Consider the following 18099-nt stretch of genomic DNA (forward strand, 5'->3'; position numbering starts at 1 on the left):
GCGATAGGAAGAAAATTCTGCCTTCTTGGCGCTCTCGCTCTGGAATATAGAAAAGCCATGAACCTTGCGACCCCCAATCTCGGCAAACCCACGATCGGCCACTCGGCCTGTCCGCACGATTGTCCCTCCACCTGCGCGCTCGACATCGAGATCGGCGCCGACGGGCGGATCGGCAAGGTGCGCGGCAGCGCCGACAACAGCTACACGGCCGGCGTCATCTGCGCCAAGGTCGCCCGCTATGCCGACCGGCTGTACCATCCCGACCGGCTGATGAAGCCGTTGCGCCGCATGGGGGCAAAGGGCGGTGGCGACTGGGAGGAGATCTCGTGGGAGGCGGCGCTCGACGAGATTGCGGGAGCCTTCGTCAGAGCCGAACAGGCGCATGGCAGCGAGGCGGTCTGGCCCTACTACTATGCCGGCACGATGGGGCAGGTGCAGCGCGATTCCATCGATCGCCTGCGTCACGCCAAGCGCTATTCCGGCTTCTTCGACAGTATCTGCACCAACACCGCCTGGACCGGCTATGTGATGGGCACCGGCAGCCTGCGCGGCCCGGATCCGCGGGAGATGGCGAAGGCTGATTGCGTCGTCATCTGGGGCACCAACGCCGTTTCCACCCAGGTCAACGTGATGACCCACGCGGTGAAGGCGCGCAAGGAGCGCGGCGCCAAGCTCGTCGTCATCGACATCTACGACAACCCGACGATGAAGCAGGCCGACATGGCGCTGAAGCTGCGTCCCGGTACTGATGCAGCACTTGCCTGCGCCGTCATGCACATCGCCTTCCGTGACGGCTATGCCGACCGCGCCTACATGGAAACGTTCGCCGACGACCCGGCCGGGCTCGAGGCGCATCTTTCGACACGCGGCCCGGAATGGGCTGCAGCGATCACCGGGCTTGGCGTCGAGGAGATCGAGGCCTTCGCCCGCCTTGTGGGCGAAACCAAGCGCACCTTCTTCCGTCTCGGCTACGGTTTTACCCGCAGCCGCAACGGCTCGGTCTCGATGCATGCGGCCGTTTCGGTCGCGACCGTGCTCGGCTCCTGGCAGCACGAGGGCGGCGGCGCCTTCCACAACAATGGCGGCATCTACCGGCTCGACAAGCGCGAGCTGATGGGCCTCGACATGGTCGACCCGGACATTCGCGAGCTCGACCAGTCGCAGATCGGCCGCGTCTTGACCGGCGATCCGGTGGCGTTGCGCCACCGCGGTCCGGTGACGGCCATGCTGATCCAGAACACCAATCCGGCCAACATCGCTCCGGAGCAGCGGCTGGTGAAACGCGGTTTCCTGCGCGATGACCTGTTCGTCGCCGTCCACGAGCATTTCATGACGGATACCGCGAAGCTCGCCGACATCGTCCTGCCCGCCACCATGTTCGTCGAGCATGACGACCTCTATCGCGGCGGCGGCCACCAGCACATCCTGCTCGGTCCGAAACTCGTCGAACCACCCTCGACGGTGCGCACGAACCTCTTCGTCATCGACGAACTGGCCAAGCGTCTCGGTGTCGACCACCTCCCGGGCTTCGGCCTTTCGGAACGCGAGCACATCACCCGCATGCTGCCGCATTACGAGATGGACTACGACGGGCTTGCGGAAGCAAAGTGGATCGACTGCCAGCCGGATTTCGAGACCGCGCATTTCGCCAACGGCTTCGGCCATCCGGACGGCAGGTTCCGCTTCCGCCCGGACTGGCTTGCCACGCCCGCGCCGAACCAGCCGCCGGCCTCGATCGGCGTTTTGGGGCCGCATCAGGCGCTGCCGGAATTCCCGGACTATGTCGCAGTGATCGAGACGGTCGACGCGGCCCATCCGTTCCGCCTCGCCACCCCGCCGGCGCGCACCTACCTCAACTCCAGCTTCACCGAGATGAAGTGGTCGCGCGAACGCGAGGGCCGGCCGGAGGTGATGATCCATCCCGCTGACGCCGAGGCCAACGGGGTGGCTGATGGCGATATCGTCAGGCTCGGCAATGTGCGCGGCGACATCCGCCTCCACGCGAAGGTGACGAGCGAGACGAAGCACGGCGTGCTAATTGCCGAAGGCGTCTGGCCGAACGACGCCCATCTCGACGGCGAAGGCATCAACGTCCTCACCGGTGGCGATCCTGTCGCTCCCTACGGCGGGGCGGCCGTGCATGACAACCGCGTCTGGCTTGTGAAAGAGACGGCATGACGAAGTTCCGCAACGCGAAGGTCGAGATCGTCTCGGACAAGACGCTTTCGGACAACTGGTATCACCTTCGCAATGTCACCTTCGACTACACCCGCTCGGACGGCGAGACGGTGCGGATGAAGCGCGAGGTCTACGACCGCGGCAACGGCGCGACGATCCTGCTGCACGACCCGAAGCGCGACACGATCATCCTCGTCCGCCAGTTCCGGATGCCCGCCCACCAGAACGGCCACTCCGGCTGGCTCCTGGAAACGCCCGCTGGCCTGCTCGACGGCGACAATCCCGCCGACGTCATCCGCCGCGAGGTGATGGAGGAAACCGGCTACCGCATCGACGCGGTGAAGTCGCTGTTTAGGGTGTTCATGAGCCCGGGTGCCGTAACAGAAATCATCCATTTCTTCGCCGCCGAGATCGACGCCTCGATCCGCGAAGGTGAAGGGGGCGGCCTTGACCACGAGCACGAGGACATCGAGGTGGTCGAGGTGAAGCTCGACGATGCCGCGAGGATGATCGAAACCGGCGAGATCTGCGACGCCAAGACGATCATGCTGGTCCAATGGGCGTTGCTGCAGCGGAAGTAGTCGCAGAACCCGCCGTCCGATAGGCATGAAGCGGAGAGTTGAGCCAGCTTGCCGCGCTGCTCGGTTCGCCTGGCCAACAAATCTCGGATCGCCCGCCTAGGTGTGCGAACGGCACCTAACTCACCGTCATGCCGGACTTGATCCGGCATCCTTTGCGCTCAAGTCCTTGAGCGCAAAGGACTTCTAGTCCCCGCGGACGCGGCGCTCCCGGCTCAAGGGCGGGATGATGGAAAGCGGTCGTTCGACAGTAGGGCGTCTATCAGCGACCGGAGGAGATCAGCGATTCATTCGGCCGGCTTTCGCCCGAGCCGGCTGTGATGACCTTGCCATCCTCCATCCGTACGCTGCCCTCGGCCACCAGCCTCAGCGCCAGCGGATAGGCCTGGTGTTCGACGGTGAGCACACGGGCGGCAAGGTCGGCCGGCGTGTCGCTGGCAAGCACCGGGACGGCGGCCTGGACGATCGCCGGGCCCTCGTCCATGCCCTCGGTGACGAAATGGACGGTGCAGCCGGCGATCTTGACCCCTGCCTCGATGGCGCGGCGATGGGTGTCGAGGCCGGGGAAGAGGGGGAGGAGCGAGGGGTGAATGTTGAGGATCCGCCCTTCGTACCGGGAGATGAAGCGTCCCGACAGCAGCCGCATGTAGCCGGCAAGGCAGACGATATCCGGCCGCTGGCGCTCCAGTTCGGCGAGGATCGCCTCCTCATGCGCCTCCTTCGAGGCAAAATCCTTGCGCACAAAAACGAAGGTCGGAATGCCGAGCGCTTGCGCCTTCTCCAGCCCGCCCGCGTCCGCCTTGTCGGAGAACACCGCGACGATTTCGGCCGGAAAGCCCTCCGCTGCGCATTCCTGCGCCAGCCGCAGCATGTTCGAGCCGCTGCCGGAGATGAAGGCGACGACGCGCTTGCGGGGGGCGCCGGATGTCATAGGGCGAGTGTGCCCTTGTAGTTGGTGCCGGCGGCACCGTCTTCGCGGGCGATCATGCGGCCGAGTCTGAACACGGTCTCGCCCTCCGCGGCAAGGACGGCGCTCACCTTCTCGACGTCGCCAGGCGAGACGACCGCGATCATGCCGACGCCGCAGTTGAAGGTGCGCAGCATTTCATTGGCGGCGACGCCGCCAGTCTTCGACAGCCAGGAGAATACCGCCGGCGCCTTCACCGCGCTGAGATCGATCTCGGCGGCGAGATGCTTCGGCAGTACGCGCGGAATGTTCTCCGGAAAGCCGCCGCCGGTGATGTGGGCGAGCGCCTTGATCGCGCCGGTCTCGCGGATCGCCTTCAGAAGCGGCTTCACGTAGATCTTCGTCGGCGTCATCAGCGCCTCGGCCAGTGTCTGGCCGGCCGCGAATGGGGCAGGGGCGTCCCAGCCAAGGCCGGACAGCGCCACGATCTTGCGCACCAGCGAATAGCCGTTCGAGTGGACGCCGGAGGAAGCAAGCCCGAGGATCACGTCGCCCTCGACGATGTCGCCGGCCGGCAGCAGTTTTCCGCGCTCGGCGGCGCCGACAGCGAACCCGGCAAGGTCGTAGTCGCCGCCGGCATACATGCCCGGCATTTCCGCCGTCTCGCCGCCGATCAGCGCGCAGCCGGCTTGCCGGCAGCCCTCGGCGATGCCGCCGACGATCGCAGCGCCCTGGTCGGGGTCGAGCTTGCCGGTGGCGAAGTAGTCGAGGAAGAACAGTGGCTCGGCGCCCTGTACGACAAGGTCGTTGACGCACATGGCGACGAGGTCGATGCCGACGGTGTCGTGCTTGTCCGCGTCGATGGCGATCTTCAGCTTGGTGCCGACGCCGTCATTGGCTGCCACGAGCACCGGATCGGTGAAGCCGGCTGCCTTCAAGTCGAACAGGCCGCCAAAGCCGCCGATCTCGCCATCGGCGCCGGGGCGGCGCGTGGAACGGACGGCCGGCTTGATCTTCTCGACCAGCAGGTTGCCTGCGTCGATGTCGACGCCCGCGTCGCTATAGGTCAGGCCGTTTTTCCCAGACTGGCTCATGCTCGGATCTCCGCTGGTGGTGTTTGCGCCCGATTGGCACGTCGGGGGCGGAAGTGCAAGCGCAATGCCCGCATCGGCCGGGCCTTTTTCACGTTTTTGCCGGTGACCGTTCGCCGTTCTCGCCCTGGGGCTTTAATTCGCTTGTCATCGGCTCCACATTGCGTTGCAAATCGGGTGGGAAAGGATTTTTGGCAGGCGATGACGATACCGAACATGATCACGGTTGCACGGCTTCTAGCCGTTCCGGTCTTTGCCTGGGCGCTTCTGGAAGGACGGCTGCAAGTCGCCTTTTTCATTTTCCTCGCGGCCGGGTTGTCGGACGCCATCGACGGCTACCTGGCGCGGCGGTGGAACCAGCACTCCGAATTCGGCGCCTGGCTCGATCCGATCGCCGACAAGCTGTTGATGGCCAGCGCCTACGGCCTGCTCGGCTTTCTCGGCTTCCTGCCGGCGTGGCTGGTTCTGCTCGTGGTCGGGCGTGACGTTCTCATCGTTGTCGCAGTCGGTGTCGCGCGCCTCCAGGGCAAGGCACTGGAGATAAAGCCGATCCTGGTCTCGAAGGCGAATACGGCTGCGCAGGTGTTTCTCGTCGTGCTCGTGCTTGCTGACCTCGCCTTTGCCTTCGCGGCCGATGATGTCGTCTGGGCGGTGATCGTTGCGACCGCCACCTTGACCATTCTCTCGGGCGCGGCCTATTTCAACATATGGATGCGCCTCATGCGGGGAGTCACGGCAACTTGAAGGGCCACGAGATCGAACAGCAAAGACCAACCGCGACGCACGTCAGTGGCGCCGGACTGAAGCGGCAAGTGGTCTTCTGGCTGCTTGCCCTTGCAGGTCTCGTCCTGTTCCTGCTGGTGTTCAGCTCGATCCTGCTGCCCTTCGTCGCCGGCATGGCGCTCGCCTATTTCCTCGATCCCGTCGCCGACCGGCTGGAGCGCCTCGGGCTCAGCCGCACCATGGCGACCGTCGTCATCCTGGTCGCCTTCCTCATCCTCTTCGCGCTGTCGCTGATGATCGTCATTCCGCTACTGGCGACACAGGCCTCCGATCTTCTTTCCAAGCTGCCGGGCTATCTCGCGCAATTGCAGTCGCTGGTGACGAGCTTCGACCCGGACATCCTGCCGCCCTGGATCTCAAGCCAGATGGGCACGATCAAGCAAGGTTTTGCCGGCGTGCTTGCTGAAGGAGCGGGACTTCTCGGCACGATCTTCAAACAGATCTGGAATTCCGGGCTCGCGCTCGTCGACATCGCTTCGCTTCTGATCGTCACGCCGGTCGTCGCCTTCTATCTGCTTCTCGACTGGGACCGAATGATTGCCAAGGTGGACAGCTGGGTCCCGCGCGAACATGTTGAAAGCGTGCGCCAGATCGCCGACGAGATGAACACGGCGATTGCCGGCTTCGTCCGCGGCCAGGGCTCGATCTGCATCATCCTCGGGCTCTTCTACGGCATCGGCCTGACGGCCGTCGGCCTCAACTTCGGTCTCCTGATCGGGCTGTTCGCCGGCATGATCAGCTTTGTGCCCTATGTCGGCTCGATGGTCGGGCTGGTGCTTTCGGTCGGCGTCGCGGTCGTGCAGTTCTGGCCGGATTACCTGTGGATCGGCGCCGTCATCGCCATTTTCTTCTCCGGCCAGTTCATCGAGGGCAACATCCTGCAGCCGAAACTGGTTGGCAAGCAGGTCGGGTTGCACCCGGTCTGGCTGATGTTCGCGCTGTTTGCCTTCGGCGCGCTGTTCGGCTTCGTCGGCCTGCTCGTCGCCGTGCCGGCCGCCGCCGCGGTCGGCGTGCTTGTTCGCTTCGGCCTGCGGCGCTACCTTGACAGCGACCTCTATCACGGTCAGGGCAATCCGCCTGTCGCCAAGAAGAAAGAGACGGCTTCGAAAACGAAGCCGTGACCGAGTATCGCATGAAATCGCCGAAGGCCACCGAGCAATTGCCGCTTACGTTCCAGCACGTTCCTGCCTCCGGGCGGGACGACCTGCTGATCTCGGATCCATTGAGTGCGGCGGTAACCGTCGTGGATGCCTGGCCGAACTGGCCGTCGCCGGTTGTGATCCTGGCCGGCCCGGTTGGATCGGGCAAGTCGCATCTGGCGACGATCTGGCGCGAGAAGGCTGGGGCGGTCGAGATCCACCCGGTCAAGGGCGCCGGTGCAGAGGAGGCGGCGGCTGCCGGCCCCGTGCTCTTCGAGGATGTCGACCGGCGCGGCTTCGACGACCGTTCGCTGTTCCACGTCATCAACAATGTCCGCCAGCTCGGCCACACGCTGCTGATGACGACGCGGCTCTGGCCGATGTCCTGGCCGGTCGAACTGCCTGACCTGCGCTCGCGGCTGAAGGCGGCGACGGTGGTCGAGATCGGCGAGCCGGACGACGAGTTGCTGTCGCAGGTCATCGTCAAGCTCTTTGCCGACCGCCAGCTCTTTGTCGATGACCGCCTCGTCTCCTACATGGTGGCGCGTATGGAGCGCTCGCTGGACGCGGCCCAGACGTTGGTCGAGCGTCTCGACCGCCTGGCGCTTGCGCGCGGCAGCCGCATCACCCGTGCCATGGCCCAGGAAGTGCTCGGCGATATGGCCGAGGGAGACGGCGACGGGCTTGGGGATTGACTGTCACAGAACCGTCGTCAAACTGCTCTAAGAGCCTGAAACAAAAACAAAGGGGCGGTGATGGATATGGACGGAATATCGACGACTGTGGAAAGCACGGAGCAGCCGGCGAGCGAGAACGTGGTACCCGTCTCGGACCTGATGACCAGCCCCGAGCGCTTCGTGAACCGGGAGTTTTCCTGGCTGCAGTTCAATCGCCGCGTCCTCGAGGAGACCCTCAACACGGCCCATCCGCTGCTCGAGCGCGTCCGTTTCCTGTCGATATCGGCTGCCAATCTCGATGAGTTCTTCATGGTGCGCGTCGCCGGCCTCGAAGGCCAGGTGCGGCAGGGCATCGCCATGCGCAGCCCGGACGGCAAGACCTCTGCCGAGCAGCTCGACGACATCCTCCAGGAAATCGACAACCTGCAGATGGAGCAGCAGGCGTCGCTCGCGGTGCTTCAGCAGTACCTTGCCAAGGAAGACATCGTCGTCGTCCGGCCGGCTGCCCTGAAGGCCGAAGACCGCGCCTGGCTGGCCCAGGAGTTCGAGCAGTCGATCTTCCCGGTGCTGACACCGCTGTCCATCGATCCGGCCCATCCGTTTCCCTTCATCCCCAATCTCGGCTTTTCGATGGGGCTGCAACTGACCAGCAAGCTCGATGGACACCCGATGACGGGGCTGCTGCGCCTGCCGCCGGCGCTCGATCGTTTCATCCGTTTGCCCGATCATAAGGGCGTGATCCGTTACACCACGCTCGAGGATGCCGTAAGCCTGTTTATTGACAGGCTTTTTCCGGGCTACTCGGTGCAGGGAACGGGCACGTTCCGCATCATTCGCGACAGCGACATTGAGGTCGAGGAAGAGGCCGAGGATCTGGTGCGCTTCTTCGAGACGGCGCTGAAGCGCCGCCGTCGCGGGTCGGTGATCCGCATTGAAACCGATTCCGACATGCCCGCGTCGCTGCGCCAGTTCGTCGTGAACGAACTCGGCGTGCCGGAGAACCGGGTAGCGGTCCTGCCCGGCCTTCTCGCGCTCAACACGCTGAACGAGATCACCAAGGCGCCGCGCGACGACCTGCGTTTCGAGCCCTACAATGCCCGCTTCCCCGAGCGTGTCCGCGAGCACGCCGGAGATTGCTTCGCCGCCATCCGGGAAAAGGACATGGTCGTCCATCACCCCTATGAGTCCTTTGACGTGGTCGTGCAGTTCCTTCTCCAGGCTGCGCGCGATCCGGAGGTCGTGGCAATCAAGCAGACCCTCTACCGCACCTCGAACGACAGCCCGATCGTGCGCGCGCTGATCGACGCGGCGGAAGCCGGAAAGTCGGTCACCGCCCTGGTCGAGCTCAAGGCCCGCTTCGACGAGGAGGCGAACATCCGCTGGGCGCGCGACCTGGAGCGCGCGGGCGTGCAGGTCGTCTTCGGTTTCATCGAATTGAAGACGCACGCGAAGATGTCGCTCGTCGTCCGTCGCGAGGAAGGCAAGCTGCGCAGCTACTGCCATCTCGGCACGGGCAACTACCACCCGGTCACGGCAAAGATCTACACCGATCTTTCCTTCTTCACCTGCAACCCCTCGATCGCCCACGACATGGCGAACATTTTCAACTTCATCACCGGCTATGGCCAGCCCGAGGCCGATATGGAGATCGCCGTTTCGCCGCATACGCTGCGCCCGCGCATGCTCCACCACATCGAGCAGGAGATCGCACACGCCGGGACCGGCCGGCCGGCGGCAATCTGGATGAAGATGAACTCGCTGGTGGACCCGGAGATCATCGATGCGCTGTATCGCGCCAGCCAGGCGGGGGTGGAGATAGATCTGGTGGTGCGCGGCATCTGCTGCCTGCGCCCGCAGGTGCCGGGCCTGTCGGACAACATCCGCGTCAAGTCCATCGTCGGCCGCTTCCTCGAACATTCCCGCATCTTCTGTTTCGGCAACGGTCACGGGCTTCCCTCGGAGAATGCGCTCGTCTATATAGGCTCCGCGGATTTGATGCCGCGTAACCTGGACCGGCGGGTCGAGACGCTGGTTCCCCTGACCAACCGCACTGTGCATGAACAGGTTCTATCGCAGATCATGCTGGGAAATCTGATCGACAACCAGCAGAGCTATGAGATCCTGCCGGACGGCACTTCGCGGCGCATGCAGGTGCCGCAGGGAACCGAGCCGTTCAATGCGCAGCACTATTTCATGACGAACCCGAGCCTTTCCGGCCGGGGCGGCGCCTTGAAGTCGAGCGCTCCGAAAGCGATCGCCGGCTGGAAGAGCCAGCGCAAACGGTGACATTGGGCTTGCATGGTTGAATCGGAAGCGCAGGGGCGCCTGCCGGGAATTGCCCCGGTATCGGTCGTGGATATCGGGTCGAACTCCATTCGTCTCGTGATCTACGAGGGGATGAACCGCGCGCCGTCGATCCTCTTCAACGAAAAGGTCATGTGCGGCCTCGGCAGGGGGCTGGCAAAGACCGGCCGCATGGACGAGGCAAGCGTCGAGCGCGCGCTTGGCGCGCTTCACCGCTTCAAGGCGCTGTCGCGCCAGGCCCGCGCCACGCGCATGTATGCGCTCGCGACCGCGGCCGCGCGCGAGGCCGAGAACGGACCGGAATTCATTGAGCGGGCCGAGGCCATCCTCGAACACAAGGTGCGGGTGCTGTCCGGCGACGAGGAAGCCTATTTCTCGGCGCTGGGGATCATCAGCGGCTTCCACGATCCCGACGGCATCGTCGCCGACCTCGGCGGCGGATCGCTGGAATTGGTCGATGTCGCCGGAGAGGCGATCGGCACGGGAATGACGCTGCCGCTTGGCGGTATTCGCCTGTCCGAGGCGGCGGCGGGGTCGGTCGCCCAGGCGCGGATCGTCGCGCGCCGGTTCCTCAAGACCGCCGGGCTGCTCAAGCGCGGCACGGGGCGAACCTTCTACGCCGTCGGTGGAACCTGGCGATCGCTCGCCAAGCTGCACATGGAAATCAACAACTACCCCCTGCACATGATGCAGGGCTACGAGATCTCCTTCGACGAGGCGATGGACTTCCTGACCTATGTCGTCACGACGAAGGACACGAAGGACCCCGCCTATGCGGCGATCTCCAAGAGCCGCCGCACGCTTCTGCCCTTCGGCGCAGTCGCCATGCAGGAGGCCATCGCGCTGATGCGCCCGGCCAAGGTCTCGTTCTCCGCTCAAGGGGTGCGCGAAGGCTTTCTCTACTCGCTGCTGCCGGAGGGCGAGAAGATGTGCGATCCGCTGCTCACCGCAGCCGATCAGCTTGCGATCCTGCGCGCCCGCTCGCCGGAACACGCGCGCGAGCTTGTCCAGTGGACCGGCCGCATGATGCCCCACTTCGGCATCGAGGAGAGCCGGGAGGAGGGGCGGTACCGCCAGGCCGCCTGCCTGCTTGCCGACATCAGCTGGCGGGCGCATCCGGATTATCGCGGACTGCAGGCCCTCAACATCATCTCGCACGGCACCTTTACCGGCATCACCCATCCCGGCCGCGCCTATATTGCGCTCGCCAACTACTATCGTTTCGAGGGCCTCAACGACGACGGCGCGTCGAGCCCGCTCGCCGCGATCGCCACCCCGAGAATGCTGATGTTGGCGAAGCTGCTCGGCGGGTTATTGCGCGTCGCCTACCTGTTTTCCGCCTCGATGCCGGGGGTCGTCCGCAACCTGACCATCCGCCGTTCGGAAACACCGGACCTCGACCTCGAGTTCGTCGTCCCCGCCGAATATTCCGATTTCGCCGGCGAGCGCCTGGATGGGCGCCTGCAACAGCTTTCGAAGCTGACCGGAACGAGAATCGGTTTCCGTTACGACGCCTAAAAATTCTTTGAAAATAACGTCTTAAAGAGCGTTTTTATCCATTGGCAGGTGAGTGTGTTAACACCTCGCAGCCTAGATGCGCGCTCGACAGACCCGCACTGTCGATAGCATGCGCAAGGGGCATTTTACATGGCAAAGATCACACTCGGCAGCCTGGGCAAGAACACCGGCTTCAGCTTCGCTAAGCTGGGCTACACGAACTTTATGGACTTCGACCGTAACACGACGCCAGTAGCGACGGGCGTCAAGATCTATCAGAACAGCACGAACTACACCGAGGTCAAAGGAACGAGCCTCAGCTGGGTCATCAAGAACGGTGAAGTTTACGGGATCAAGGCCGGAACTATCACCGGCTTGACGCATGTCGAGGGTGGCAAGACTCTGTTTTCGCTAACGGATCTCAAAATCTCCGGCCGGGCCTTCAGCGATGCGCTTGACGGTACCGTGCAGCAGGGCATCGCGCTGCTCCTGTCCGGCCATGATACGATCAAGGGAACGCAGTATGCGGACTCGATTCTTGGTGAAGCCGGCAACGACACGCTGATTGGCGGTGCGGGGGCGGACAAGCTCAACGGTGGCGCGGGCAGCGATACGGCCTCCTACGCCGGTGCGACGAAGGGCGTCGTCGCCAACCTCGCCAAGGCATCCGTAAACACCAACGATGCCAAGGGCGATACCTACGTTTCCATCGAGAACCTGACCGGTTCGAGCTACGCCGACAAGCTGACCGGCAACAGCGGCGCCAACAAAATCAACGGCGGCAAGGGCAACGACACGCTGACCGGCGGCGGCGGGGCCGATGTCTTCGTTTTTGCCAAGGGTTACGGCAAGGATACGATCACGGATTTCCAGAACAACATCGATGACATCGATCTTCGTTCCTATGGCCTTGCCTCGGTCGGTGCGGTTCTGAAAAAGGCCGTACAGGTGGGAACGGACGTCCACATCAAGCTCAGCAGCACGGACATCATCGTCCTCGACGATTTCAAGCTGAAGGATCTCGACGCGCGCGATTTCCTGCTCTGAGCGGTGGAAATCGAAGCGGCCTGTGAAAACAAGAGGGGGCAGCGCCAGCCGCCCCTTCAATTATGTCCATGAAATAACCTCCACCTCTTGTGGAGGTTATGACTTGAAGCCGAAGTGATAGCGGCTGCGCGACGCAGCATTGAACCCGATCGCCGCGAACCTTTGTCGTCAGGCGATGATGTCGAAGTCCGTCGCGGTCATCGCCAGCCCTTTTGTCAGGGTCGCAAACTGAACGGCGGCCGTGCTGCCGGTTCCGTCTGCGTCGTAGAACAGCTTTCCCGTCGTCTTGTCGTAGATAATCCGGTCGCTGGCATCATGAGCCTTGGCACCGATGTAGAACGCCGCCGGCGCCAGGTCTCCGACCTTGCCGATCTTGGTGAATACGTCGTCATCGAGCCAGATCGTGTCATCCTTGACATTAAAATCCTTGATGGTGTCGATGTTGCTGGAGGTGGGTTTCGTGTTGAAGACGAACGTATCCTGGCCGGTCCCGCCGATCAGCACGTCCTTGCCCAGCCCGCCGTAGAGCTTGTCATTCCCGCCGCTGCCGGTGAGCTCGTTCGCAGCGCTGTTGCCTTTGAGCGTGTCGCCCTTCTCTGTGCCGACGACGTTTTCGATGTTGGAAAGTTTGTCCTTGTTTCCGAAACCGTCTGTGCCGACACCGGCGTTGAGGTCGACCGAGACGCCCTTGCTGCCGTAGTGCTGGGCGTCGCGGTCATAGCGGATGGTGTCGATCCCACCACGCCCGTCGACGATATCGTTGCCGCCGAGCGGCCGGAATTCGTCCGCGCGCGCCGAGCCGTACATCTTGTCGACGAACTGGGTTCCCTTGATGCGCTCGATGTTGATAAAGGTTTCCTTGTAACCCCAAGGGTCAATCGCCGTGCCTTTGGCCATGTCGACAGTCACGCCCTTGGCGCCGTTTGCGTCATTATAAGCGTCTTCGAAATCGAGCTGGTCGATGCTGCCGGCACTGGTGCCGCCATCATAGGTGTCGGCGCCGCGCCCGCCCATGAGGTTGTCAGCTCCGGCGCCGCCGAAGAGCTTGTCATTGCCGCCGTACGACCAGAGCTCGTCCTTTCCGTCAGTTCCGTGAAGGGTATCGGCACCGCGCAGGATGACTTTCGCGGTATGCACGGTGCTTCCGACGTTGACCGCCGCGCGGAACTCGCTGCCTGCCAGCTTGAGGCCGGTAACCGTCTGAACAACCGAACCACCGGCGGTATCCAGGAACTGGAGCGATGTTATCGTGCCGCCACTGATCACGCTGCCCGGCTTGACGTAGGTCAGATTGGTGCCGGTAATGACCAAGGTGACACCGTTGTCCATCCGGTACACTGCTTTGGTCGCAGATTGCGAGGTATAGTTCCCGTACGCAAGAAGTTCGTTCAGGGCCGGATTGTAGTCGGTCGCCCAGTGCGTCGGGATGTATTGCCCAGGATACTTTCCTTTTGGCATTTTCAGCGTGTAGGTGGCCATGTTGATTTCCCGTCGATCCAATTGCAGAAGCGGAAATAAATCACCATCGGAATGTTTGTGGATCACCTGTTTGGGTTACGCCGATCATAATAAAAGGGTCAGGCATCGCTGATGCACGGGAGCGCCTGCCGTGTCTGCCGCGCGCCTCCAGGTCGGAGGCGGCTGTCGCCGCCCCCGGTGCCAAGGTTTGTGTTCACTCGGCCTTGAGGAAATCGCCGGCCTCGATCAGCACGAACTCGTTGTCGTCAGCCTTGTCGATGAAGCGGCCGGCGGAGAAGGGCAGGTTGTTGTCATTGCCGACGACGATGTGGGTCACGTCCACCTGGTCGACGTTCTCGATCGTCAGGAACGGCATGTCGTAGAAGCCGTCGCCGCCGCCTTGGCGTTTCTTGTTGTCCGGATCGGCGACCTTCATCAGATCGATATAACCGATCTTGCGCACGGCCTTGCCGACGTTGGCGTCGTTCATCTCGATCTTGTAGACGCGCTTGACCTTTGAGGCGACCGCGAAGCAGTCGGCTTTCGGATCCTTCGGATCGGCGCAGGCCTTGTCAGCGGTGCCGACGCCGTTGTCGCGCTCGATCACCAGTGCGGTCGTTGCGTCCAGCATGTTGAAGTCGCCGATTGCCTCGCCGCCCTCTGCGAGCGGATAGAGCCAGCTGCGGCCCGTCCACGCCTTGGTGGCGACGTCAAGCTCGATGATGCGCAGGGCCGGGAGGCCATCTGCCTGTTCGACGGATTCGCTGTCGACCCAGAGCGGGCCTTCCAGCAGGCCGTAGAGCTTCGCGCCGTCCTTCGACAGTGCCAGGCCCTCATAACCGCCGGAGCGCTTCAGGTTGAACGCCGGCATCTTCTTCGACGGATCGGCCGGCACCGTCAGTGTCGGGTTGTCGGGCGAGGTGACCGGCTTGCCGTCGACTTCCGTGGCGATCACGTCGGCGAGCTTGCCGTCGCGGTCGAATTTCAAAATATACGGGCCGAACTCCTCACCGACCCAGAAACCGTCATCGACCGGCTGGATCGACTCGACGTCGAAGTCGCCGCCCGTCAGGTAGCGGGTCTGAGAACCTTCCATCACGATCGGGAAGGGCGCCTTTTTGTCCGGATCGGAGAGGAACACCGTCTTGACCGGCTCGACCTTGCCACTGTCCCAGTCGAACTTGACGTTGTGGAGCATCAGCATCGCATCGGTGGAGTTCAGCTTGTTGCCGAAGCCGTTGTCCGACAGCGTCCAGAACGTGCCGTCCTCCATCGCCTTGATGCCGGAAAAACCCTGCATCGGCTGGCCGTCGAAGGGGAGCGACAGACCGGTCGGGCGCACGCCGTCCTTGCCCGCAACGGTGCCGAGCTGCTCGGCCCGCTTGCGGTCGGCCGTCGTGAACTTGCCCGAAGTCTTCAGGTAGTCGGCCGCATCGGCCGGTGCGGCGATGATCGTGTTGGCGGGCAAGATCGCATGCGCCTTCAGAGTCGCGGGAAACTCGGTATCGGCGGCAAGCGCGGTGCTGGCGAAGAGAAAGCCGAGCGCAGTGCCGGCCAGGAGCGATTTCGTCATGGAAGTCACCTTGTTGTGGAAGGATCGAACACGCTCCCGATAGGCATCACACATGACCGCTGCTTGACGGTTGGCTGAAGCTTTCGTGACGGGAGCCGCCTGGCGGGGAACCGGTGCCAACTGGCGAAGGTCTGGCGAACCGCTTGTCCGGCCCGAAAATGCTGCGAGGAACGCTCGCTTCTGATAAAATCCACCCGGTCTCAGGGCATAGCGGGTCGGCTTTCCACAGGAGGGCGCGCACACCGATCCGGCATCACCTGTCCCGGAATTGGAGGCAGCACGAACATGCCTGACACACCCCTTGGTCCGGCCGCCCTCAATCCCGCCGAAGTGTACGATGCGTACTTCGTGCCCGCTCTTTTCGCTCAGTGGGGCCCGATTGTTGCAGCGGAGGCTTCCGTGCGCGCGGGCGATCACGTCCTCGATGTGGCCTGCGGCACCGGCGCGCTCACGCTTGCGGCCGCCTCGATCGTCGGACCGGCCGGATCGGTGGTCGGACTGGACGCGAATTCCGAGATGCTGGCGGTGGCCCGTCGCAACGATCCGCACATCGAGTGGCTGCAGGGCGTGGCCGAGGCCCTGCCGCTGCCGGACGACAGTTTTGACGCCGTCGTCAGCCAGTTCGGCCTGATGTTCTTCGAGGACAGGCCGCGGGCATTGCGCGAGATGATGCGGGTGCTCAAACCCGGCGGAAGGCTGGCGGTTGCCGTCTGCGACAGCGTCGACAACTCGCCGGGTTACGGTGCCTTTGCGCAGTTGCTGGACCGGCTATTCGGCCGGGAGGTTGGAGACGCCTTTCGCGCGCCGTTCGTTCTCGGGGAGGCCGGGCAGTTGCGGGACATCTGCCGCGGGGCGGGCATCGCTGGTGCAGAGGTCGTGCAGCGCAACGGCAAAGTCCGCTTCAATTCGATCGACGCGCTCGTCTCGACAGAGCGCGCCTGCATGTGGACCCTCGGTGGTGTGCTCTCGGACGAACAGTTCGCCCGGCTCAAGCGGGAGTCACAGATCGTCCTCCTGCCGTTCGTGATCGACGGACGGATCGAGTTCGATATGCCGGCCTTGATCGTTACGGCGCAAAAGGCTCGCAAACCTATCAGCGCCTAGGGCCTCGGCTTAGCCGTTGCCGATGCCGCCCAGCGATACTGACCGTCAGTCTGCACCGCGCCCGGCCGCACGGTCCGGATCTGCCGGAGCGCCATGTCCGGCTCCTCGCCGCGTTCGACGAGCAGCCGCAGCGCCACCATGCCGGCGCGCCCATGGCCACCGTGGCAATGGGCCAGCACAGCGCCGCCGCGATCGAGAATCTCATGCAGTTTCGCGGAATACTCAGGCCAGTGTGCTTCCGCCGTGCCGCTCGGACCACCAAAGTCGCGGATCGGCAGGTGAAACCAGGCGATATCCCGCTCGGCGAGCCGCGCACCAAGATCGCTGCAACCCCGTGCCTCCATCTCGACCCTGTCGGTCATCGATATGACGGCATCCGCGCCCCAGTCGGCGATCGCCTGCAGGTCGGAAGCATATTCGCCCGTACGTCCCGGAATGCGGCTCAGGCCGATGCGGCCGCCGTTCGGCAGCTTGACGGTGGCAATCGTGAATTTCTCCGGCGTGTCCATGGGGGCACTCTACGCCGTGATGGCCGGCGCGTCAGCAGTGCCGGCCGTGAATGACGATGTGCGTCAGATCGCCACCGCCTCGATCCGCTTGTTGACGAAGCGCAGGCCAACCTTGCCGCCGATCAGGTCCAGCGCGACATTGCCGAACAGGTCGCGGCGCCAGCCGTGCATGGCGGGGACATCGGCTGCCTCGCCTTCGGCGGCGATCTTTTCGAGGTCGTCGCTGTTGGCGATGATCTTGGAGGCGACGCCCTGCTTCTCCGAGACGAGCTTCAGCAGCACCTTCAGCATCTCGCTGGCGGCGGCCACGCCCTCGGGCACCTGGCTCTGGCGGGGCAGGCGGGGCAGATCGGCCTTCGGGATCGCCAGCGCCTCCTGGATCACTGCGACGAGGGCGGCGCCCGACTGCGAGCGCTCCCAGCCCTTCGGGATCGTGCGCAGCCGCCCCAGCGCCTCGGCATCGGCCGGCTGCTGCTGGGCGATCTCGTAGATCGTGTCGTCCTTCAAAATGCGCGAACGCGGTACGTTGCGGCCGCGTGCCTCGCGCTCGCGCCATGCGGCAACCTTTTGCAGAACAGCCAGTTCGATCGGTTTCTTCACGCGCAGCTTCAACCGCTTCCAGGCATCATCCGGGTGGATGTCGTAGGTACCGGGGGCCTCCAGTACCGCCATCTCCTCGGCCAGCCAGAGCGACCGTCTCTCCTGCTCCAGCTTGCCCTTCAGGAACTGGTAGACGTCGCGCAGGTGGGTGACGTCGGCGAGCGCGTATTCGAGCTGCTTGTCGGTCAAGGGCCGCCGGCTCCAGTCGGTGAAGCGCGACGACTTGTCGATCTGCACGCCTTTCGTCTTCTGCACCAATTGGTCGTAGGAGACGCTGTCGCCGAAGCCGCAGACCATGGCGGCGACCTGGGTGTCGAAGATCGGATGCGGGATCAGCTTGCCGAGATTGTAGACGATCTCGAGGTCCTGGCGTGCCGCATGGAACACCTTGACCACGCTCGTATCGGCCATCAGCGCGAAGAACGGCGCGAGGTCGATCCCCTTGGCCATCGGGTCGACGATCACTTCGGTCTCTGGCCCAGCCAGCTGGATCAGGCACAATTCCGGCCAGAAGGTCGTTTCGCGCAGGAACTCGGTGTCGATCGTTAGGTAATCGGACTTGGCAAGCAGCGCGCAGACCTCGGCCAGTGCTGCGGTGGTATCGATGATTTGCATTGGTTTGCTCGGTGGAGGCTTCGTTTGACCGGATGGTTT

Annotated in this window: 15 protein-coding genes; 9 read left to right on the forward strand and 6 right to left on the reverse strand. The window is 63.7% G+C overall.

All coding sequences use genetic code 11. From position 1 onward, the window contains the following. Positions 1–57 precede the first annotated feature (57 nt). Positions 58–2178, forward strand: a complete 2121-nt coding sequence (locus tag J2Y48_RS13340) for a molybdopterin oxidoreductase family protein (protein ID WP_310418518.1) — start codon at positions 58–60, stop codon at positions 2176–2178. Further along, positions 2175–2759 (forward strand): NUDIX domain-containing protein, encoded by a 585-nt coding sequence (locus J2Y48_RS13345; protein WP_310418521.1) that lies wholly within the window; start codon positions 2175–2177, stop codon positions 2757–2759. The genes J2Y48_RS13340 and J2Y48_RS13345 overlap by 4 nt, the downstream gene beginning before the upstream one ends. Before the next feature lie 259 nt (positions 2760–3018). Here the strand turns inward: J2Y48_RS13345 and purN are convergent, their stop codons facing one another. Then, positions 3019–3687: a phosphoribosylglycinamide formyltransferase gene (gene purN, locus J2Y48_RS13350; protein ID WP_310418524.1), complete on the reverse strand. Its 669-nt coding sequence runs from the start codon at positions 3685–3687 to the stop codon at positions 3019–3021. Next, positions 3684–4757 carry a phosphoribosylformylglycinamidine cyclo-ligase gene (purM, locus tag J2Y48_RS13355; protein ID WP_310418527.1) on the reverse strand — a complete coding sequence of 358 codons (1074 nt, stop codon included), beginning with the start codon at positions 4755–4757 and terminating at the stop codon, positions 3684–3686. The genes purN and purM overlap by 4 nt, the downstream gene beginning before the upstream one ends. A 198-nt stretch (positions 4758–4955) precedes the next feature. On the opposite strand from purM, the gene J2Y48_RS13360 reads away from it, so the two are divergent. The 6 genes from J2Y48_RS13360 to J2Y48_RS13385 all read left to right on the forward strand — a co-directional run bounded on the left by J2Y48_RS13360 (position 4956) and on the right by J2Y48_RS13385 (position 12201). Further along, positions 4956–5498 (forward strand): CDP-alcohol phosphatidyltransferase family protein, encoded by a 543-nt coding sequence (locus J2Y48_RS13360; RefSeq protein ID WP_310418530.1) that lies wholly within the window; start codon positions 4956–4958, stop codon positions 5496–5498. Then, positions 5495–6658 (forward strand): AI-2E family transporter, encoded by a 1164-nt coding sequence (locus J2Y48_RS13365; RefSeq protein WP_310418532.1) that lies wholly within the window; start codon positions 5495–5497, stop codon positions 6656–6658. Before J2Y48_RS13360 ends, J2Y48_RS13365 begins: the two co-directional genes overlap by 4 nt. A gap of 11 nt (positions 6659–6669) precedes the next feature. After that, positions 6670–7371: a DnaA regulatory inactivator HdaA gene (hdaA, locus tag J2Y48_RS13370; RefSeq protein WP_310418535.1), complete on the forward strand. Its 702-nt coding sequence runs from the start codon at positions 6670–6672 to the stop codon at positions 7369–7371. A 66-nt stretch (positions 7372–7437) separates the two neighbouring features. Next, positions 7438–9639: an RNA degradosome polyphosphate kinase gene (locus tag J2Y48_RS13375; RefSeq protein WP_310418538.1), complete on the forward strand. Its 2202-nt coding sequence runs from the start codon at positions 7438–7440 to the stop codon at positions 9637–9639. Positions 9640–9651: 12 nt separating this feature from the next. Then, complete coding sequence (gene ppx, locus J2Y48_RS13380; RefSeq protein WP_310418541.1) at positions 9652–11175, forward strand: exopolyphosphatase; 1524 nt, start codon at positions 9652–9654, stop codon at positions 11173–11175. 129 nt (positions 11176–11304) lie between these two features. After that, entirely contained in the window at positions 11305–12201 is an 897-nt protein-coding gene (locus tag J2Y48_RS13385; protein WP_310418543.1) for a hypothetical protein, read from the forward strand. Positions 12202–12369: 168 nt separating this feature from the next. Here J2Y48_RS13385 and J2Y48_RS13390 read toward each other — a convergent pair whose 3' ends face one another. Both J2Y48_RS13390 and J2Y48_RS13395 read right to left on the reverse strand, forming a co-directional pair. After that, positions 12370–13680 (reverse strand): calcium-binding protein, encoded by a 1311-nt coding sequence (locus J2Y48_RS13390; protein WP_310418547.1) that lies wholly within the window; start codon positions 13678–13680, stop codon positions 12370–12372. 193 nt (positions 13681–13873) lie between these two features. Continuing rightward, positions 13874–15232: an esterase-like activity of phytase family protein gene (locus J2Y48_RS13395; RefSeq protein ID WP_310418550.1), complete on the reverse strand. Its 1359-nt coding sequence runs from the start codon at positions 15230–15232 to the stop codon at positions 13874–13876. A 285-nt stretch (positions 15233–15517) separates the two neighbouring features. Here J2Y48_RS13395 and J2Y48_RS13400 point away from each other — a divergent pair, with 285 nt between their 5' ends. Beyond that, positions 15518–16336: a methyltransferase domain-containing protein gene (locus J2Y48_RS13400; RefSeq protein WP_310418552.1), complete on the forward strand. Its 819-nt coding sequence runs from the start codon at positions 15518–15520 to the stop codon at positions 16334–16336. Here the strand turns inward: J2Y48_RS13400 and J2Y48_RS13405 are convergent. Beyond that, positions 16333–16845: a protein-tyrosine phosphatase family protein gene (locus tag J2Y48_RS13405; protein WP_310418555.1), complete on the reverse strand. Its 513-nt coding sequence runs from the start codon at positions 16843–16845 to the stop codon at positions 16333–16335. The genes J2Y48_RS13400 and J2Y48_RS13405 overlap by 4 nt on opposite strands. A gap of 63 nt (positions 16846–16908) precedes the next feature. Then, positions 16909–18054, reverse strand: coding sequence for a ribonuclease D (gene rnd / locus J2Y48_RS13410; RefSeq protein WP_310418881.1), 1146 nt, complete (start codon positions 18052–18054; stop codon positions 16909–16911). Positions 18055–18099 lie beyond the last annotated feature (45 nt).

The sequence above is a fragment of the Mycoplana sp. BE70 genome, from assembly GCF_031455855.1.
Classification (GTDB): Bacteria; Pseudomonadota; Alphaproteobacteria; order Rhizobiales; family Rhizobiaceae; genus Mycoplana.